At 67.9% G+C, this 17,652-nt stretch carries 10 protein-coding genes; 1 reads left to right on the forward strand and 9 read right to left on the reverse strand.

The window, feature by feature from the left end; translation table 11 throughout:
* Positions 1-215 precede the first annotated feature (215 nt).
* On the forward strand, positions 216-2,444 hold the full coding sequence (locus AB0C66_RS02775) for a transglycosylase domain-containing protein (protein WP_362431952.1): 2,229 nt from the start codon (positions 216-218) through the stop codon (positions 2,442-2,444).
* A gap of 392 nt (positions 2,445-2,836) precedes the next feature.
* On the opposite strand, the gene AB0C66_RS02780 is transcribed toward AB0C66_RS02775, so the two are convergent.
* The 9 genes from AB0C66_RS02780 to AB0C66_RS02820 all read right to left on the reverse strand — a co-directional run bounded on the left by AB0C66_RS02780 (position 2,837) and on the right by AB0C66_RS02820 (position 17,481).
* The gene (locus AB0C66_RS02780) at positions 2,837-3,586 is read right to left on the reverse strand and encodes a hypothetical protein (RefSeq protein WP_362431955.1); all 750 of its coding nucleotides are present in this window, start codon (positions 3,584-3,586) and stop codon (positions 2,837-2,839) included.
* A 4-nt stretch (positions 3,587-3,590) separates the two neighbouring features.
* Entirely contained in the window at positions 3,591-4,070 is a 480-nt protein-coding gene (locus tag AB0C66_RS02785) for a hypothetical protein (protein ID WP_362431958.1), read from the reverse strand.
* Between the two features lie 6 nt (positions 4,071-4,076).
* Complete coding sequence (locus tag AB0C66_RS02790; protein WP_362431960.1) at positions 4,077-6,320, reverse strand: glycoside hydrolase domain-containing protein; 2,244 nt, start codon at positions 6,318-6,320, stop codon at positions 4,077-4,079.
* A gap of 2,440 nt (positions 6,321-8,760) precedes the next feature.
* A complete protein-coding gene (locus AB0C66_RS02795) occupies positions 8,761-11,163 on the reverse strand; it encodes a SpoIIE family protein phosphatase (protein ID WP_362431963.1) in 2,403 nt (800 codons plus the stop codon).
* Positions 11,164-11,220: 57 nt separating this feature from the next.
* Positions 11,221-11,940 (reverse strand): class I SAM-dependent methyltransferase, encoded by a 720-nt coding sequence (locus AB0C66_RS02800; protein ID WP_362431965.1) that lies wholly within the window; start codon positions 11,938-11,940, stop codon positions 11,221-11,223.
* A 133-nt stretch (positions 11,941-12,073) separates the two neighbouring features.
* Positions 12,074-12,775, reverse strand: a complete 702-nt coding sequence (locus AB0C66_RS02805) for a DUF402 domain-containing protein (RefSeq protein ID WP_362431968.1) — start codon at positions 12,773-12,775, stop codon at positions 12,074-12,076.
* Positions 12,776-12,843: 68 nt separating this feature from the next.
* Positions 12,844-14,235: a class II fumarate hydratase gene (locus AB0C66_RS02810; RefSeq protein ID WP_362431970.1), complete on the reverse strand. Its 1,392-nt coding sequence runs from the start codon at positions 14,233-14,235 to the stop codon at positions 12,844-12,846.
* Between the two features lie 103 nt (positions 14,236-14,338).
* Positions 14,339-16,639, reverse strand: a complete 2,301-nt coding sequence (locus AB0C66_RS02815) for a bifunctional polysaccharide deacetylase/glycosyltransferase family 2 protein (RefSeq protein WP_362431972.1) — start codon at positions 16,637-16,639, stop codon at positions 14,339-14,341.
* Positions 16,636-17,481 (reverse strand): hypothetical protein, encoded by an 846-nt coding sequence (locus AB0C66_RS02820; protein WP_362431974.1) that lies wholly within the window; start codon positions 17,479-17,481, stop codon positions 16,636-16,638. Before AB0C66_RS02820 ends, AB0C66_RS02815 begins: the two co-directional genes overlap by 4 nt.
* Between the last annotated feature and the right edge of the window lie 171 nt (positions 17,482-17,652).

Raw genomic sequence — 17,652 nt, forward strand, 5'->3', positions numbered from 1 at the left:
AGGCCCGGCGCTGTGATCCAGCCGCCGACGTCTAGCAAAGTGCTATCACATTAGCCTGAACGACAACCCTCCGCACCTCCCAGCCGTCAGTTCCCGTGAGGTAGGTGCTCTTTGTCACCCACCGAAAAAGCGAGATCGATGAGCATTTGCGGGTTGTTGCGGTGTTAGCTTCGTGAGCTGGGCTGGGGAGCTTACGGATCGGAACGGCAGGAGAGATGGGCAGAGCCGAAGAGCGGCGCGCGCGAGAGCAGGGCGCCCGCAAGGCCAAGAAGGCCGGAGGAAAGAAGGGGGGCATACGCCGCTTCTTCACCTGGAAGAAGATCCTCGCGTATGTGGTCACCCTCTGCGCACTGCTCGTCGGAGCGTTCTACGCGCTCTACCTGCTGGTGGACGTCCCTCCCGCCAACGCCCTGGCCAGGAAAGAAGCCAACATCTTCAAGTACAGTGACGGCACGATCATGGCCAAGGACGGCGAGGTCAACCGTGAGTCCGTACCGCTCAGCAAGATCCCCAAGGCGGTGCAGCACACCTTCGTCGCCGCCGAGAACAAGGACTTCTACACTGACTCCGGTGTCTCCTTCACCGGCACCGCCCGCGGCCTGATCAACACCGCGCTGGGCAGGGGCAAGCAGGGTGGTTCGACCATCACCCAGCAGTATGTGAAGAACTACTACCTCAGCCAGGAGCAGACCGTCACCCGCAAGGCCAAGGAGCTGGTGATCTCCCTCAAGGTGGATCAGCAGAAGTCCAAGGACTACATCCTGGCCGGGTACATCAACACCAGCTACTACGGCCGGAACGCGTACGGCATCCAGGCCGCCGCCCGCGCGTACTACAACAAGGACGCCGAGAAGCTCACCGTGGCGGAGGGCGCCTATCTCGCGGCGCTGCTCCAGGCGCCCAGCCAGTACGACCTGGCCACCGCGGGCCCCAACGGCAAGAAGATGGTCAAGGCTCGCTGGAACTACATCCTCGACAACATGGTCGAGAAGGACTGGTTGTCCAAGAGCGATCGCCAGGACATGCGGTTCAAGAAGCCCGTCGACCCGCGTCCGATCCCCGGGCTGGAGGGCCAGACCGGGTACTTCATCGACGCCGCCAAGAAGGAGCTCTTCAGGGCCGGTGTGGACGAGCGGGAGTTCGAGGCCGGCGGCTGGAGCATCACCCTCAACATCGACCGCGAGAAGCAGAAGTCGCTGGAGAAGGCGGTCCGCACTCAGCTGACCGACAAACTCGACCCCAGCAAGCGCAAGGTCGATAAGCACGCCCAGGTCGGCGCGGTCTCGGTGGACCCCAAGACCGGTGGTGTGGTGGCCATGTACGGCGGTGCGGGCGCCACCAAGCACTGGACCAACAACGCGACCCGTGAGGACTACCAGCCCGCCTCCACCTTCAAGCCGCTGATCCTCGCCTCCGCACTGGAGAACGACTCCACCACCCAGGACGGCACCCCGATCACCTCCGGCACCATCTACGACGGCACCAGCAGGCGGCCGGTCAAGGGCAGCGAAGTCGCCTTTGCCCCACCCAACGAGGACAACGAGTCCTACGGCCCGGTCAGCGTCCAGAAGGCGATGAACCACTCGGTCAACTCCGTCTACGCGCAGATGGCCGTGGACGTGGGCCTGTCCAAGGTCAAGAAGACCGCCGTGGACCTCGGGATGAACGGGAAGGCCGGAGGCTTCGGCGAGAACCCCTCGATGTCGCTGGGCGTGATGGGCGCCAGCCCGTACGACATGGCCGGGGTCTACGCGACCCTCGACAACCACGGCAAGAAGGTCACCCCGACCATCGTGAAGTCCGCCGAGAAGGGCGACGAGAGGGCTGAGCTGCCCGATCCGACCAACGGCCAAGCGATCAGCCGCAGCGCCGCCGACTCGGTGACCTCCGTCCTCACCGGTGTGGTCGCCGACGGCACCGGCCAGTCGGTGCGCCGTCAGGGAATGGACGTGGCGGGCAAGACCGGTACCTCGGACGACAACAAGTCGGCCTGGTTCACCGGTTACACCCCCGGTCTGGTCACCTCCGTCGGCATGTTCGGTGAGATTCCGGGCGGCAAGCAGACCACCCTCCGGGGCACCGGAGGCGGTGGCCGGGTCAACGGCTCCGGCTACCCGGCCTCGATCTGGGCGTCCTATATGGGCGCGGCGGTGGACGATACGAAGGACACCGAGTTCGACCTGGAAACCGACGAGGGCGCGGCCGTTCCGCCGACCACCTCGCCGTCCACGACGCCCGAGGAGACGGAGTCCCCGTCGACGTCCCCGGCGCCGAGCGATTCGGAGACCACCTCGCCGTCCCCGACGCCGTCCCAGACGACGCCGACCACGACGCCGTCCAGCCCGGAGACCACCCCGCCCGACGACGAGGAGACACCGCCCGATCCGACGGATCCGACCACGCCACCCGGCGAGGACGGGCCCGATCTGCGCCGGGATCCGTAACCGCCATCGGGCCCCGAGCCGTTCACCACGGCTCGGGGCCCGATCGCGTTACGGGAGGCGGCGGTTCAGCACGGCATGGCGAGCTCGAACCAGACCACCTTGCCTGGCCCCGGTCGCGCCCCAGCCGGTTGATCAGATTTCAGGGCAAGGGGAAATGACTTGATGCGACGCACGCTGCTGCGAGTTCTTGGGGAGCCGTCGCTGTGGATGCTGCGGTCTACCGAGGTCCGTTCGATGTATTGAGAAACCGCACGCGAAGATTCGCATCACCGAGATGGCGCTTGACGGGGGTTTCGACCCTTGGGCATCTATCTGGATCTGACCGCGCTTTCACTCTAGGCATCTCGACAGGGTGGGACTTGCCGAGATGGGCACGTCAGATACCCGACCGCTCAGCGATAGCGAGCGGCCCGGCGGCGTCGGGAGGGCTCAGTCACGTCGGGTATCACCCCAGCACCCGCCCCTGGAGTTTCGTACCAAGCCCGGATCTTGGCCGCGACCCGCTCCAAGCGCGTGTCGCTCGGACGTACGGTGAGGTAGAACAGGCCCTCGTAGGGGCGGCGGTCTTCGCCACCCCAACGGACGACGCCTTCAGTGTCGGCGATGATGTCGCGGATGATCAGCTGTTGGCTCACGGTGAAGCCGCCCCGCACGCCGGGCGGATAGAAGTCCGGTCGGATTACGACGGCGGTGCCGGACGCTTGGTTCGCCTCCGGGAGCCGACTGTCGCGGACCGCCGACGGCGCCACCCAGCCCTCGACTGGGTTTAGTTCGCCGTGCAGGCCGAGGGCGTCGACCTCGTAGTGGAAGCGGCGGATCACATGAACAAGGACGGTTTCAGGGTCTCCCATGCGCACGGTGACCTTCAGGCCGGTGCCCGCCACGGGACGGGTTGCGATGTCACCACCGTCGTCGGTGGCCTTCTCCATCTCCCAATGGTTGGCGGACGGCCGTCCGGTGAGCAGACGGCGACGCCGGGCTTCGACGCGGCGCAACGCCTCCTTCAGTCTGTCGGCCCTGAAATGCTGCGGCGCGGCGACAGCCGGGGTGGCGAGGAGACCGGTGAAGGCGAGGCTCGCGGTGGCGGTGACACCGGCAGCAGCGGTGAGAGCACGTCTGCGGGTTAAGTCCGTAGGGCTCAACAGGTCAGCCTTTCTTCTGTGTTGTCGTGCGCAGTTTGTGGTGGAGAAGGACGGAGACGAGGGCGCAGCCGAGTGCGAGTAGCAGTAGGGAAGCGATGGTCGGGTTGATGTAGCCGGGGATAATGACGGAGTAGTCACGGCCATCCGACGCTTCGCATACGAGCCGCAGTGGGATGAAGTCGCCTCTGCGGCCTACCAGGTGCGGTACGCCCTCGGGGCGCTGCCGCTCGCACTCCTCGGCCTGTTCCTGATCTTCGAGGAAGAGTACGTGGAGACACCCCCACAGATAGAGGGCGAGCGCCGCAGCTACCGTCGCCAGGGAAACGTCTCGCCATGCGGCGAACGGGGTGTAGCGCCGGTGGGCCTGTCGCGTGAACCGTGAGCATAGGTATATGGCGAGGCCCAGCAGGGTTGTCGTGCCAGTGAGCAAGATGGAGAACAGCGCCGCGAAGTTGTGCCCTTGCCAAGGGTCGGATGCGATCATGACCTGTCAGGACTCGCGAATGATGCGGTTGTACTTTTCGAAGATCGCGTAGAGCGGCATCCGTAGCCGCGCGTCGGCCTCTGCCTCGCCGCCGAAGCCCTGGTAGCGGCGGAGGATCTCGAAGGTCTCCGTGTCGCTGTAGTCGAGTGAGGGACGGTCGATCGGGGTCTCGTCATGGTCGCCCGCCTTTCCGTCGGCCGCCCAGATGTGCAGGTGCGGAACGGTGCTCAGATTGAACACGTTGTCCTGGTTGCACTTCTGCCACATCGCCCACCTGTCGCCTTCGGAGGCCGGGTCGAGGATCTCACCCTCCAGGAGCCCCGCACGGATTGAGTTGTTCCGCGACAGGATGCACGTGCGCCCCGAGACCTTGGCGATGCCGGTGCTGCTGTCGACCAGCCTGCTGACCCCTGGCAGGTCCTTTCCCCAGTCCGGGATGGTGCCGGTGTGGTACAGCACCACACCGGCGTCCTCCGCCACGTCCTTGTAGCTGTAGTGGCAGAACTCCCAGAAGGCCGACGTCTGGATGAGGGCCTTGCGCATGCGGTACCTGCGGGCCGCCGATGTGATGGCGGCGTCGTGGCTCATAATCGTTTCGAGGCACTGCTTCCGAGTGTAGACGTAGCCGATGCCGCCGGGCCTGTTGATCCCCTCCATGTAGTCGTCGGTTTCCTTCAGCAAGGCTGCCCAGTAGTCCAGGTCGAAGCCGATGTCGAGCTTCTGGGACGGCGCGGGGTAGAAGTTGTCCTGGCCAGTGTCGCGTCCGGAGGCGATGTTGTTGTCGATCTCGATCCGGCCGTCACCGGAGCCGACCACCTTGGTGACGACCTGGTCGAAGGCCCAGTTTTCCGGCATCGCGTAGCCGAGATTGCCGGAGAAGCCGGACGACATGTCGGACACGAAACTGGTGTCCGCGTAGCCTTCCTCGGAGATCCGGGAGCACGCATTGCGCGGGCCGTAGACCCCGATCTTGTAGGGGCTGCCCAGCTGGCCCATCTGCTTCTTGACGCTCCGGAAGTACGGCAGGATGTGCGAGGTGACCTCGTCGTTCACCGCGTCGTAGTCGACCGCGAAGTAAATGCGTGAGCCCGGCTTGAATCCGTGCTCCTCCGCCTTGAACGCGGCGTTCATACAGTCCGCGGCGCCCTGAGCCACGCTGTAGTAGTCGACCGAGCGCGCCCACGTCTGGTAGATCGGGAAACAGCGCAGCCCGTACTGCTTGATGGTCGCGAGCTCACCCGGCTGGATCTCCTTCTCCGGCAGGTCGGTGGTGGAGGGGTTGTACAGGTAGCGGCCGATGTACTTGTAGCCAGCGTCCTTCAGGGCACGCGCGCGGGCGGGAGTGATCTTTGTGACGCCGTCACACGCTTCGCCTTGGCGGGACTGGTCACCGTAAGAGACCAGTAGAGAAGACCAGGTCCGGAAATCAGCCTGCCCGTTGACGGCGAGCTTCATGAACTCCTGGAAGACCCTGACGCTGGTGGTCAGCGAAGAGGTGAACGAGGGCGAGAAGGATACCGGGCGCTTGTTGAGGACCATGGCAGCGGTAAAGAGCTGCACCCACACCCCGGAAGAGCCGGTGGATAGCGTGTGATTCTTCAGGCCGGACTGAGTGCCTGGGCCGAACACTCCGTTCGCGACCCCATCTGCCAAACCCAACTCGTACTGGATGGCAAGGATCATCGACTTGGCGACGTCACGGGAGTGGTGACCGTCGCAGGGAATGACGTAGAAGTCCTTTCGAAGGACGTATCGGCCGTTCAGCCATTGCTGAATCGAGCGAACGCTTTCTGAGCCGCCGTTGACGACAACATAGGCATCCATGTTAAACAGACCTTTGACCACCTTCGGCCATAAGGAACTGTTCGAGTAAGTGCCGTCTACGCCCATGTTCTGATTCAGCTTCACCACCGCGTCTTTGACGCGAGAGTTAAATATGCCGTCGATGTCACCACCATCATAGCCCTTACAGTAAAGAGCGGACTGGATGACCCGGCAGAAGTTCGCCGACGGAATGGTGGTCTCGTTGAGCTTCCCATATTTCTCCTGGAGCGCTGAAAGGGTCCCCGGGCCGAAGCTGTTGGACAGTACGGCGATGCCCATCTCGTACTGGAGTGCGCGGGTAAGCGCATACATGACCGCCCAGCCGGTTTGGCCATTCTCGTCCAACTTCGGAATGCCTAGGGCCGCACCATTTCCGTAGGTGGTATTGATGAATCTCTGGGCGCGGCGCACCATTTCATCAGCCATTGATTTCCTTTCATGTATGCACGAGATTCGAGAGTGGGTATGCGCTACCGAAGGTAATGTGGCTACAGTATCGTGCGCGATCGTCGGGCATTCCGTCATCTGATTCAGACTGCGCAGCCATGCCTCGTGGCTTTGCAGGAAATCCGACGGAGTATTTCGAGTGCAGGATAATGGAGGTGCGGGCGGAGAAAACTCAGTTTGTGAGGCTGGATACCCTGTCACGGTAGCCCCGCCGACACCTATCACGAGGTACCGAATGCGACGACGGCCGTCAAGGCATCTGTGAACAGAGCAAACGACTTCGCGTTGCCGTTGAGGCAGAGTCGCGGCTGCCGAGGAAAGCGAATTGCTCGCGCTGATGGCCCGCATACCGCCCCTGGATCCGTGGCTACCTACGTCGCGAAGCTCCTGGTACTCCTCACCGCCACCCAGAACCTAAGGCAGTCGTCGTGGTCCAGAAAAGGCCCTTGAGCACGGCACGGCCGTACCAGGCTGAGCAAGCATCACTAAGCGTAACTTAATTACTAAAGCCTGGAGAGGTCCGATATAATCTGTTTTTGTGCATGTGTAGCTTTTCTTGCTGAATGTCGACGTCGAAACTTGGCTATGTGATCAGCTTGATCGCGTAGCGCCATCCATGCGACCACCGCGTGATGGTTGGCAAGGTGATCGATGCCTTTGGGGGCGCCGATGAAGGGCTGCCTGAGGGTTGAGTTTGCGCCACTTGATACATAGTGAGTGTTGAAGGATGGATCACCCGCTCGCCAGTAAAAAGTCACTAACTGTATAGGTGTGTCGTTGGCCACAGTGAGGTGTGGCGCGCCGCTCTCGACTGGACGCTGTATCCGCGTGGAGCTGGAAGATGGAATTCCGCTCGAATGTCCAATCTTTGAGGACCCGGCCGTGCCCGGAATGAGGTTTTCAAGCTTCTTGACGGCATCACGAGTATGTGCATACGCTTTTAGCGCTCCCTGCAAGACTGCGCCATCTGAGTCGGTCGCCGTATGGGTCTGGCAAATGGGGAGGCGGAGGCGGCAATCGCTTGTCACTTCATTTCCTGAGCTTGTGCACCGCGAAAAAAGAAGCGCATCTGTTCATTGCTGCAAGATCCGAGAAGCGCAAGAGGATGGTATTTTCCGCCTGTTGTGTAAAGAGGGGGTTCTGGCTATGAAGTCTATTGCTCGTGCTGGTGTTGTAGGTTCACTTGCTACGCTCCTGTTAGCTGTCATGTCCACGAGTGCCTCGGCAGAGAATGCGACGGTATACTCTGGTGGCGCAGGAGCCATGGTGAAGTGGCGTGCGTACGGAGACCACTTGGATATAACCGATCTTGAAGCTGATGGGCATTCTGCCGTCGGGTTGCTCCAGATGGGTCAAAATCAATTCTATTACTGGAATCGGAAAGGTGAAGGGAAGACTCGGTATGTCAACCTCAACCTTCCCGAGGATAGGCTCATCGCCGTCGGCGCTGCGGTAGGCGATTATCAGGGAACGCCTACTGGTGGGCTCATTTCGTCTTCGATCAGTACCGAACAGGTCTTCACGTCGTAATCGCCCGAGTGTTCTGAATTTCGCTCGCGGGGCGGTCCTTGAGTGGCCGTCCCGCGACCGGATGCTGGTGCCGACTGTGGCGGCTCTTGTTTCAGGGCTGGGGCCATGTGACGAAGTATGGGGGCGTTGGGCTGCGCGGAGCAGTTGGTGCGCGCGGCCAAGTCGTGTCCCCTCGTTGATATGGAGAAGGTAATGGCGACCAGGCAGGGTATGGGATGCATCGGGGGCGCCATGATGGCAGCGTTACTTTTGGCCGCATGTGACGGGCCTGGTTCAGGCGCGTCACAGAAAGGCCGAGCGACGGCAGCTGCGAGGCATTCTGCGGTTGGCGCACGTTTAAAGGAAGCCATTCGAGAAGTGGTTAAGTCCGGGCTTGGCTACTCTGTGCGTGATGTGAATGGAAGAGATAAGTCTACTGCTATGGGGTCTGCGGATCGATATGCTGTCTGCTTTGAAAGGTCTGTGCCAGATCTTCAGGCGGTCATCTTCTATGTTGCGCCGGTTTCAAAGAGGTGCCCTCAGAGGGCTGGCGGTTAGGGGCACCTTCCTGTGAGGGTTGTTAGTGTCGAGTTGCATTCCAGTAACACCCTCGCACCGTAATCAAGGTCGAGCTCTTTGAGGCGCCGTTCAGTGTCTTGTGACGCAGTGGAGTTGTTACTGCAAATCGGCTCCGGCGCCAAAGGTGGATGTTTGAGGTGTGGGGCCCCGCCGTAAAGGTGGTAACGGCCCCTGGTTCGCTCCCAGTGGGGTGCTGATCTTGATGCGGTAAGTTCCGCCGAGTCGGAAGCAATTCGGATCTCCGAGGCCAAACGCCAGGAGCCATGAGGACATCGGGCCCCGAGCCGTTCACCACGGCTCGGGGCCCGATCGCGTTACGGGAGGCGGCGGTTCAGGACGGCATGGCGAGCTCGAACCAGACCACCTTGCCGGTGCTCAGCCGGGTCGCGCCCCAGCGCCGCGCCATCCGGTTGACCAGGTACAGCCCGCGGCCGCCCTCGTCGGACGGCCGGGCCTGCCGCAGCCGCGGCAGCTGCGGCACATCGTCGCCGACCTCACAGCGCAGTACGTCGGTCCGCAGCAGCCGCAGGGTGATCGGCCGCTCCGCGTACCGCACGGCGTTGGTGACCACCTCGCTCACCAGCAGCTCCACCGCGTCCGTCAGATCGTCAAGATCCCAGCGGGCCAGGGCGCGGCGGGCCAGCCGACGCGCCTGCCCGGCGGTCTGCGCCTTCGGATCGAGGAACCAGTACGCGACATCGCTGGGCGCGATGCCCTCGAACCGGGCCGCGAGCAGCGCCACGTCGTCATCGCGGTCGCCGGGCCCGAGCATGTCCAGCACCTCGTCGCAGAGCGGCTCCAGCGGCGGCGGGTTGGGGCCGGTGAGCCGTGCGGTGGCGGTCAGCCGCTCCCGCAACTGCTCGATCCCGGTCCACACATCGCGTATCCGCGACTCGACCAGACCGTCGGTGTAGAGCATCAGGGTGGCCCCGGCCGGGGCGTCCAGCTCGACCGCCTCGAAGTCGACCCCGCCGACGCCGATCGGCGCGCCCGGCGGCACCCGCAGCACCTCCGCCCGGCCGCCCCGGTGCAGCAGCAGGGGCGGCGGATGGCCCGCGTTGGCCACCACGATGCGGTGCGCGACCGGGTCGTAGACCGCGTACAGACAGGTGGCCATACGGTCGGTGCCCAGCCGCTGGGCCTGTTCGTCGAGGTGGTGCAGGACCTCCTGCGGCGGCAGATCGAGACCGGCCAGGGTCTGCGCGGTGGTGCGCAGCTGGCCCATGATCGCGGCCGAGGTCATGGAGTGGCCCATCACATCGCCGACGACCAGCGCCACCCGGTTGCCCGGCAGCGGGATCGCGTCGTACCAGTCACCGCCGACCCGCGCGGTCTCCGCGGCGGGCAGATAGCGGCTGGCCAGCCGGACACCGGTGGGCTGCGGCAGCGAGTCGGGCAGCATGGTGCGCTGGAGCTCGTCCGCGATGTACACCTCGCGCCCGTAGAGCACCGCCTTGTCCACACCGAGTGCGGTGTGGGTGGCGAGCTGGGCCGCGACCAGCAGATCGTCCGGTTCGAACGGCGGCCGGTCCGGGCGGCGGACGAACACCGCCGCGCCGATCACCCGGCGGCGGCCGCGCAGCGGCGCCAGTACGGTGCGCTGACCGGTGGCCACCGAGGTGCTGTCGCCGAGCAGTTCGGGCAGCGCGGCACGGGCGGCCAGCGAATCGCCGAACACCGGCCGTACCCCGCGCAGCACTTCGGCCAGCGGACCGCCCGCCTCCACCTCGCACAGCTCGGCCGCCGGGCCGCCGCCCACGGCGGGCGACAGATCCGGCTGGGAGGGCATCAGCGGCAGCCGCCCGCTGTCGGTGTCCGGGTCCAGCGGAATCCGGTCGGTACGGCGCAGCCGCAGCACCACCGGGCCCACCGGGCGCTCGTCGCCCACCGGGAGCGGATCGCGCAGATAGACCAGGATCGCGTCGGCGAAGGTGGGCACGGTGGCCCGGCACAGGCCGAGCACGATCTCGTCGAGGTCGATACCGCGCGCGATCCGCCGGGTCGCCGCGCCGACGAAGCGCAGCCGGTCCCCGCCGCGGTCCCGCGCGGCGGCCGTCTCGGCCGTACCGGCGCCACCCGCGGGCCGCGCCGCGGGCAGCCCGCCGCCGGACGCGGTGTACGCGACCTCACCGGCCGCCGTGGCCATCGCGTCGGCCGACTCACCTGACTGGGCCGGATGTTCGCCCGCGGCGGCGCCGGGGCGGCCGGTATCCCGGTGCTGGGCGTCCGGCGCGTGCCGGTCCCGGTCGGGGGAGCCGTCCCGCGCTCCGGGTCGGCGTGCCGCGCCTCTGGCGGCATTGCGGTCCGCGTCCCACACAGGCTCGCCCTCCGGTGTGCCGTGCTCCGGCTGTGCCGGGTGCTCGCTGTGCGCCGTGCTCCGGCGCTCGGTACCTCCGCCGCCGCGCGGGGCGGCCTTCGCGGTGCCGGGGCCGCGCCGCCGGGGCCGTGCCGGGCCCCGCGGGGCCGCACCGCCGCCGGGCTCCTCGGCTCCGGTCCCGCCGGAGGGCTCCTCGTCCCGGTCCGGTGCGCCCTCCCGGGCCGGTGCCGCCGACGGCCCGTCCCCGGGGAAGGCCGGTCGCGGGCGTCCGCCGTCCGGCTCCTGGCCGGGCGCGGCCGCCTGCCGCACGGCGGTCCGCGGGTCCGGGACCGCGCCGTGCGCGTCCTCGGGCATGCCCGAGGCGGCGGCAGGGGTGGCAGCCTGTCGCCTGTTGTGGGAGGTCGGGTGCTCCGTCACGCGTGGGTTTCCATCCGTCCGGGGCCGTGCGCCCTGGTGTGGGGGGCGCACCGGGTGTCAGGCACGTCGTCGGCAGTGCAGATAGAGCTGGATCTCGGGGGGTACGTCGGTGCTCGCCGGGGCGTACGCGTGCGAGTCCTCCCCGGTGATCTCGAAGCCCGCGTCACTGACGACCTGTCGAAGATCCTCCCGCAGATAGCCGGATACCCGCACCGAGTTGCCCAGGAAAGGGATGGCGAAGTCGTCCACGTCCGCCTCCACCATGCCGAGGGTCATCAGTCCGCCGGGTCTGAGCACCGCGTACAGCGCCCGCAGCGCGTAGGGGATCTCCGCGCGGGGCAGCAGCACCAGCGAGAAGAAGGCGGCGATGCCGTCGAACGGGCCGAGCTCGCGCACCCCTGCGGGGCCGTGCCGTCCGCCGGTCCGCAGATCGACGATGTCCACCTGGTGGAACTCGGCACCGGGCACATTGTCCCGGGCCAGCTTGAGCATCCCCGGGGAGATGTCGATCCCGGTGACCCGGTGTCCGGCCTCGGCCAGCTGACGGGCTGTCGGCAGTCCGGTGCCACAGCCGACATCGAGCACCCGGGAGCCGGGGGCGAGCGCGTCCGCCAGCCACTGACCGGCCTTGACCTGGCCTTCCTTATGCGGAAAGGCTTCGTCGTAACGGTCGCCTATCGCGTCGAAGGCCTCGGCCTGGCCGCTGCGGTCCAGCGCCAGACGGTCGAAGTCCTGGTACCCCTCGTAGCCGTCGCCGTAGTCGTCCTCACTGCTCACGACTCCGCCCCTCCTGTGACATTGCGTCAGATCTTGCGCATCGCCCGTGAGTTGCGCCAGTGTCTGGTTTCCCGCGCGCGCGGTGTTCCGGACGACGATCCTACGTTTGAAACACCGGTGCACAACAAGAGGTTCAGGACCTCGAGTGCGCGGACGCATGCCCCCTGTCGTTACGGTCCCAGTCCGCCGGCAGCGCCGGGACCGGCCAGGCCGGGTCGGGCCGCCAGGTCTCCCAGCCGTCCCGGAACGGCGCTCCCCACGCTTCGATGAGCTCCACGGCCGCCCGGCCGGCGGTCCGGACGCGGCGCGCCTGTGCCCCGTCCATCAGACCGGCCCGCTGGGCCTGCGCGAACTCGTCCTCGTCCTTCCATTCCCAGCTGCGGTCCGGGTAGACCGCGATGTCCAGGAAGTGGTCCTCGGAGTCCACCCCGCCGGCCCAGCGGGCCAGCGGCTCCTCCAGGTTCACGTACCAGTTCTTGAACTGCCAGCCGTACTCCCAGAACAGCCATACCGACCAGGGCTCACCGGGCCGGGCCAGTTTGAGCACCCCGGTGCCCAGCCACCGGCACAGCGCGGTGGTGCGCGGCTTGGTGTAGCGGGTGGACAGCGGCTCGCGGTGCACCGAGGTGCCGTCGGTCAGCTGCGGTTTGACGCAGGGGGTGTCCGGGGCGAGCCAGACGGCGAGCAGCTCCGGGGTGTCCTCCACGACGGTCACGGGACGGCAGATGTGGATGGCGTCGGCGGCGTTGGCCCGGTAGCGCCAGAGGATATGGTCCCCCGGCGCCCATCGGGCGGTGTCCGCCGTCCCCGTCGTCGCCACGATGTCCGCTGTCATGAGCAGATCTTAGGTGTGAGCGGGCCGCGGTGCCGTGACCTATGCCGCAACGGTTGTCTCACACAAGGTTACGGATATGTCATACGCAGCACGTCCAGCGCCTCGTCGAGCTGTTCCCGGGTCAGCAGTCCACGCTCCACATAGCCGGACTCCAGCACGACCTGGCGGATGGTCTTCCGCTCGGCCAGGGAGGTCTTGGCGACCTTCGCCGCCTCCTCGTAGCCGAGGTAGCGGTTGAGCGGGGTGACGACGGACGGGGAGGACTCGGCGTACTCGCGGGCGCGTTCGGCGTCGGCCGTGATCCCGTCGACGGTACGGTCGGCCAGCAGCCGGGCGACATTGGCCAGCAGCCGGATCGACTCCAGCAGATTCTTCGCCATCACCGGCAGCATCACATTGAGCTCGAAGTTCCCGGCGGCCCCGGCCGTGGCCACCGTGGTGTCATTGCCGGTGACCTGGGCGGCGACCATCAGCACCGCCTCGGGGATCACCGGATTGACCTTCCCCGGCATGATCGACGAACCGGGCTGGAGGTCGGGCAGCGCGATCTCGGCCAGTCCGGTGCGCGGGCCCGAGGCCATCCAGCGCAGATCGTTGGCGATCTTGGTCAGTCCGACCGCGAGGGTCCGGAGCTGTCCGGAGGTCTCCACCAGCGCGTCCCGGGCGCCCTGTGCCTCGAAGTGGTTCCGGGCCTCGGTGAGCGGCAGTCCGGTGGTCCGCGCCAGCGCGGCGATCACGGCCGCGGCGAAACCGGGCGGGGTGTTGATCCCGGTGCCCACCGCCGTACCGCCCAGCGGCAGCTCGGCCAGCCGGGGCAGTGCGGAGCGCAGCCGCTCGATCCCGTAGCGGACCTGTGCCGCGTAGCCGCCGAACTCCTGGCCCAGCGTCACGGGGGTGGCGTCCATCAGGTGGGTACGCCCCGCCTTGACCACCTCGGCGAACTCCTCGGCCTTGCCCTCCAGCGCCCCGGCGAGCCGGTCCAGCGCCGGGATCAGATCGGCGGTGACGGCGGCGGTGGCCGCGATGTGGATGGACGAGGGGAAGACGTCATTGGACGACTGGCTGGCGTTGACGTGGTCGTTGGGGTGCACCGCGCCGCCCAGCCGCTCGCTCGCCAGGGTGGCCAGCACCTCGTTGGTGTTCATGTTGGACGAGGTGCCGGAGCCGGTCTGGAAGACGTCCACCGGGAAGTGGTCGTCCCAGCGGCCCTCGGCGACCTCGGCCGCCGCCTCCGCGATCGCCCCGGCGATGTCCTCGCCGATCACGCCCAGTTCGGCGTTGACCGTGGCCGCCGCGGCCTTGATCCGGGCCAGCGCCTCGATATGCGCCCGCTCCAGGCGCTGGCCGCTGACGGGGAAGTTCTCCACCGCCCGCTGGGTCTGGGCCCGCCACTTGGCGTGCGCGGGGACCCGCACCTCACCCATGGAGTCGTGCTCGGTCCGGTGGCTCTCGTCGCTCATCGTGGGCACCCCTGTCTCTCTCCGGCTCCGTTCACCGCCCTGGACAGCGCGTACCCGCCCCGGCATGTTCCCCGCCAGGACCGGGGCGGGCGGGTGAGTCCGGTCACCGTACGGCCGCCCGGGCCCGCTGGGAGTCCACCTCGCCGGTGCGCTTGAGCTTCTGCCACGGCAGCAGCGCGCCGGTCGCCGCCGTGACACAGGAGTGCAGCAGCACCAGGTACATCAGCTGGCGGTAGGCGATCTGCTGGAGCGGCAGTACCAGCAGCGCCCGGTAGCGCTCCCGGTCCAGCCGGAACGCGTACGCCGCGCCCAGCAGCTGCACCAGCATCAGCGCCCCCCAGGCCAGCAGCGAACGCGCCGGGTCCAGGAAGACCACGCCGTACAGGGTGAACAGGTCGATCAGCGGCGCGCAGAGCGGGGTGACGATCTGGAAGAGCACCACCAGCGGCATCCCCACCCGGCCGAACCGCCCCGAAGGCCCCCGGTCGACGATGGAGCGGCGGTGCTTCCAGAGCGCCTGCATGGTGCCGTAGCTCCAGCGGTAGCGCTGCTTCCACAGCTGGCCGAGGGTGCCGGGCGCCTCCGTCCAGGCGCGGGCGTGCTCCTGGTAGACCACCCGCCACCCGGCCCGGTGCAGCGCGATGGTGATATCGGTGTCCTCGGCCAGGGTGTCCGCGCTCATGCCCCCGGCGTCCAGCAGCGCCCGGCGGCGGAAGGCCCCGATCGCGCCGGGGATGGTCGGCATACAGCGCAGCAGGTCGTACATCCGCCGGTCCAGGTTGAACCCCATGACGTACTCGATGTGCTGCCAGGCGCCGATCAGCCGGTCGCGGTTGCCGACCTTGGCGTTGCCCGCGACCGCGCCGACGCGGGGGTCGGCGAAGGGGCGGACCAGTTCGCGGACGGTGGTCGGCTCGAAGACGGTGTCACCGTCCATCATCACGATCAGCTCGTGGCGGGCGTGGGCGATGCCGTGGTTCAGGGCGGCGGGCTTGCCCGCGTTGGGCTGGCGCAGCACCTGGACGTTGGGCAGCGCCATGGCCTCGACGATCTCGGCGGTGCCGTCGGTGGAGCCGTCGTCCACCACCACGATCTCGATCGGATGGGTGGAGGCGGCCAGCGACGTCAGGGTGTTGGCGATGCACTCCTTCTCGTTGTACGCGGGCACGATCACGCTCACCGGGTCGTCCACCTGCTGCACCACCCGGTAGCGCCGCCGGGCCCGGGTGCGGTGGTGCCACGAGGCCAGACCCACCATCATCAGCAGCCGTCCGATCACGGCGGCGCCGACCAGGCCGAGCAGCCCGGCCAGACACGGCACGGCGGCCTGGGTCAGCGCCGCGGCCCAGATCAGCGCCCGGCCCTGCCAGATATGGGCGGTGTCGGCGGGGTGGTTGGCGCTGCGGGCGCCGAGCGCGCCGGTGACCGTGGTGAAGGCGTAGCCCTTCTCCTTCATCCGGCCGATGTACCGGTCCAGGGCCTTGACGGTGCGGGAGCGGTTGCCGCCCGCGTCGTGGAAGAGGACGGACGCGCCCTTGGTGCCCTGGGGCGCGGCGTTCCGGACGATGTCCCGGACCGGGGGCCGCCGCCAGTCCTCGCTGTCGGCGTCCACGAACGCGCTGATGTAGCCCTTGGACCCGATATGCCGCTGGACCGGCCAGGTGCGGTCGTCCAGCGCCCTGACCTCGGAGGCGTACGGCGCCCGGAACAGTGAGCTGGTGATGGCCGCCGCGCCCGCCAGGGCCAGCTGGGACTGGGCGAGTTCACGGTCGATCCGCCCGGTGTCCTGGTACGACAGGTCGATATGGGAGAAGGTGTGCACCCCGATCTCATGGCCCGCCTGCCGCATCCGGCGCACCAGCTCGGGATGGCGGACCACCATCTGGCCCAGGACGAAGAAGGTTCCGGGCACATCGTGCTTGCGCAGCACCGCGAGGATCTCCGGCGTCCAGCGCGGATCCGGGCCGTCGTCGAAGGTGAGCGCCACGGTCCGGGCGGGGATGGAGTGCTCGGTCGCCCTGCCGCGCCGGTCGAAGGTGAGCACCGGCCCGCCGTGGCGGAGCCGGTCCGGGACGCTGTGCGAGGTGTGCGAGCGGTGGACGCGGGCGTCATTGCCGACTTCGGCGTGCAGATAGCCGTCCAGCAGCAGTCCGCAGACCACCGCGAGCAGTGTGGCGAGGGCCAGCACGGTCCGGATGCGGGTCCTGGCCGCCCCGCGGCGGGACGGGCCCCCGCGGCGAAATGGGCCCCTGCGCGCGAACGGGCCCCGGCCGCGGAACCGGCCGCCGCCACCGCGCCCCGCCCCGGGGATCCGGGACGCCGGGCGGGGCGCGGCGGCCGGCCGGGGGGAGGGGAGTGCGCGGCGGCGTGGCCGGGGGAGTCTCGGCTGTCTGCCGAAGGTCATGACGGTGCGTTCCCGTTCTGTGGAACGCCGGGCGGCCGGGCCACGGGAGCGGCGTCGGCCGGGTTCTGCGGGACCTGCGGGTTCAGCGGGGCGTTGGGCACGGGGTTCTGGGGGAGCCCGCCGCCCGCGGCGGGCGACTGGGCGGCCGGGGGCCAGTTGGCCGGGGTGTGCGCCGCCGCCCCGCCCGGCATCGCGGGCCGCGCGGGCCTGGGACGCTGAACGGGCTTGGCGGGCTTGGCGGGCTTGGCGGCCCCGGGGTGGCCGGAGTGCCGGGCGGGCTTGGGGCGCTCGGCGCGGTGGCCCGGCTTCCGCCCGGCGGGGCGGGTGCGGGTGTGCGCCCGGTGCGCGGCGGACTTCTTGCCGGTGGCCTTGTGGCGCGCCCGGGTGTGGTGCCGGGCCTTCTTCCCGGTCCGCTCCCGGGTCCGCTCCCGGCCCTCGGGGCGGGCCCGGGCGGCGGGTTCGGCGGACGCCGGGCGCGGCCGGGCCGGAGCGGACTCGTCCAGCGCGACCGGCTGGCCGAGGGCCACCGGACGCGCCGCCCGCGGCGCGGTGCCGCCGGTGTCCGGGCCGCCCTGGTGGCCACGCGGGCCATGGTGTGTCATCTCCCGCCGTGAGGACGGCCGCCGGTGCTCCGGGCGGGTCCGCTCCGGACCGCTCTCCGGCTGCCGGCCGAACGCCTCCGTGGCGATCGGACGCCCCGGGATCAGGGTCTCGGGGGCGAACGCGGTACCCCCCGCGAAGCCCACCGCGAGGACGACCGAGTAGCCGAGGCAGACGGCCCCCGCGACCACCCCCGCATGCCGCACCAGACGGCCGCGTCGCCCGGAAGGATCGACGAACACCGGCCCTTTCCCGGCCACTTCGGGGCGGAGGGGCCGCGAAGGCGCTCGCGCGGCCGCATCTGACTGAGGATCCATGAGCCAGAGGCTAGTCCAGGAAATACGACTTGAGACATATCAGTCAAACATGCGGTGTGTCATAGTTCATCCCATTTCCCCGATGTGCGAGGTTGG

Source organism: Streptomyces sp. NPDC048636 (assembly GCF_040650655.1).
GTDB lineage: Bacteria > Actinomycetota > Actinomycetes > Streptomycetales > Streptomycetaceae > Streptomyces.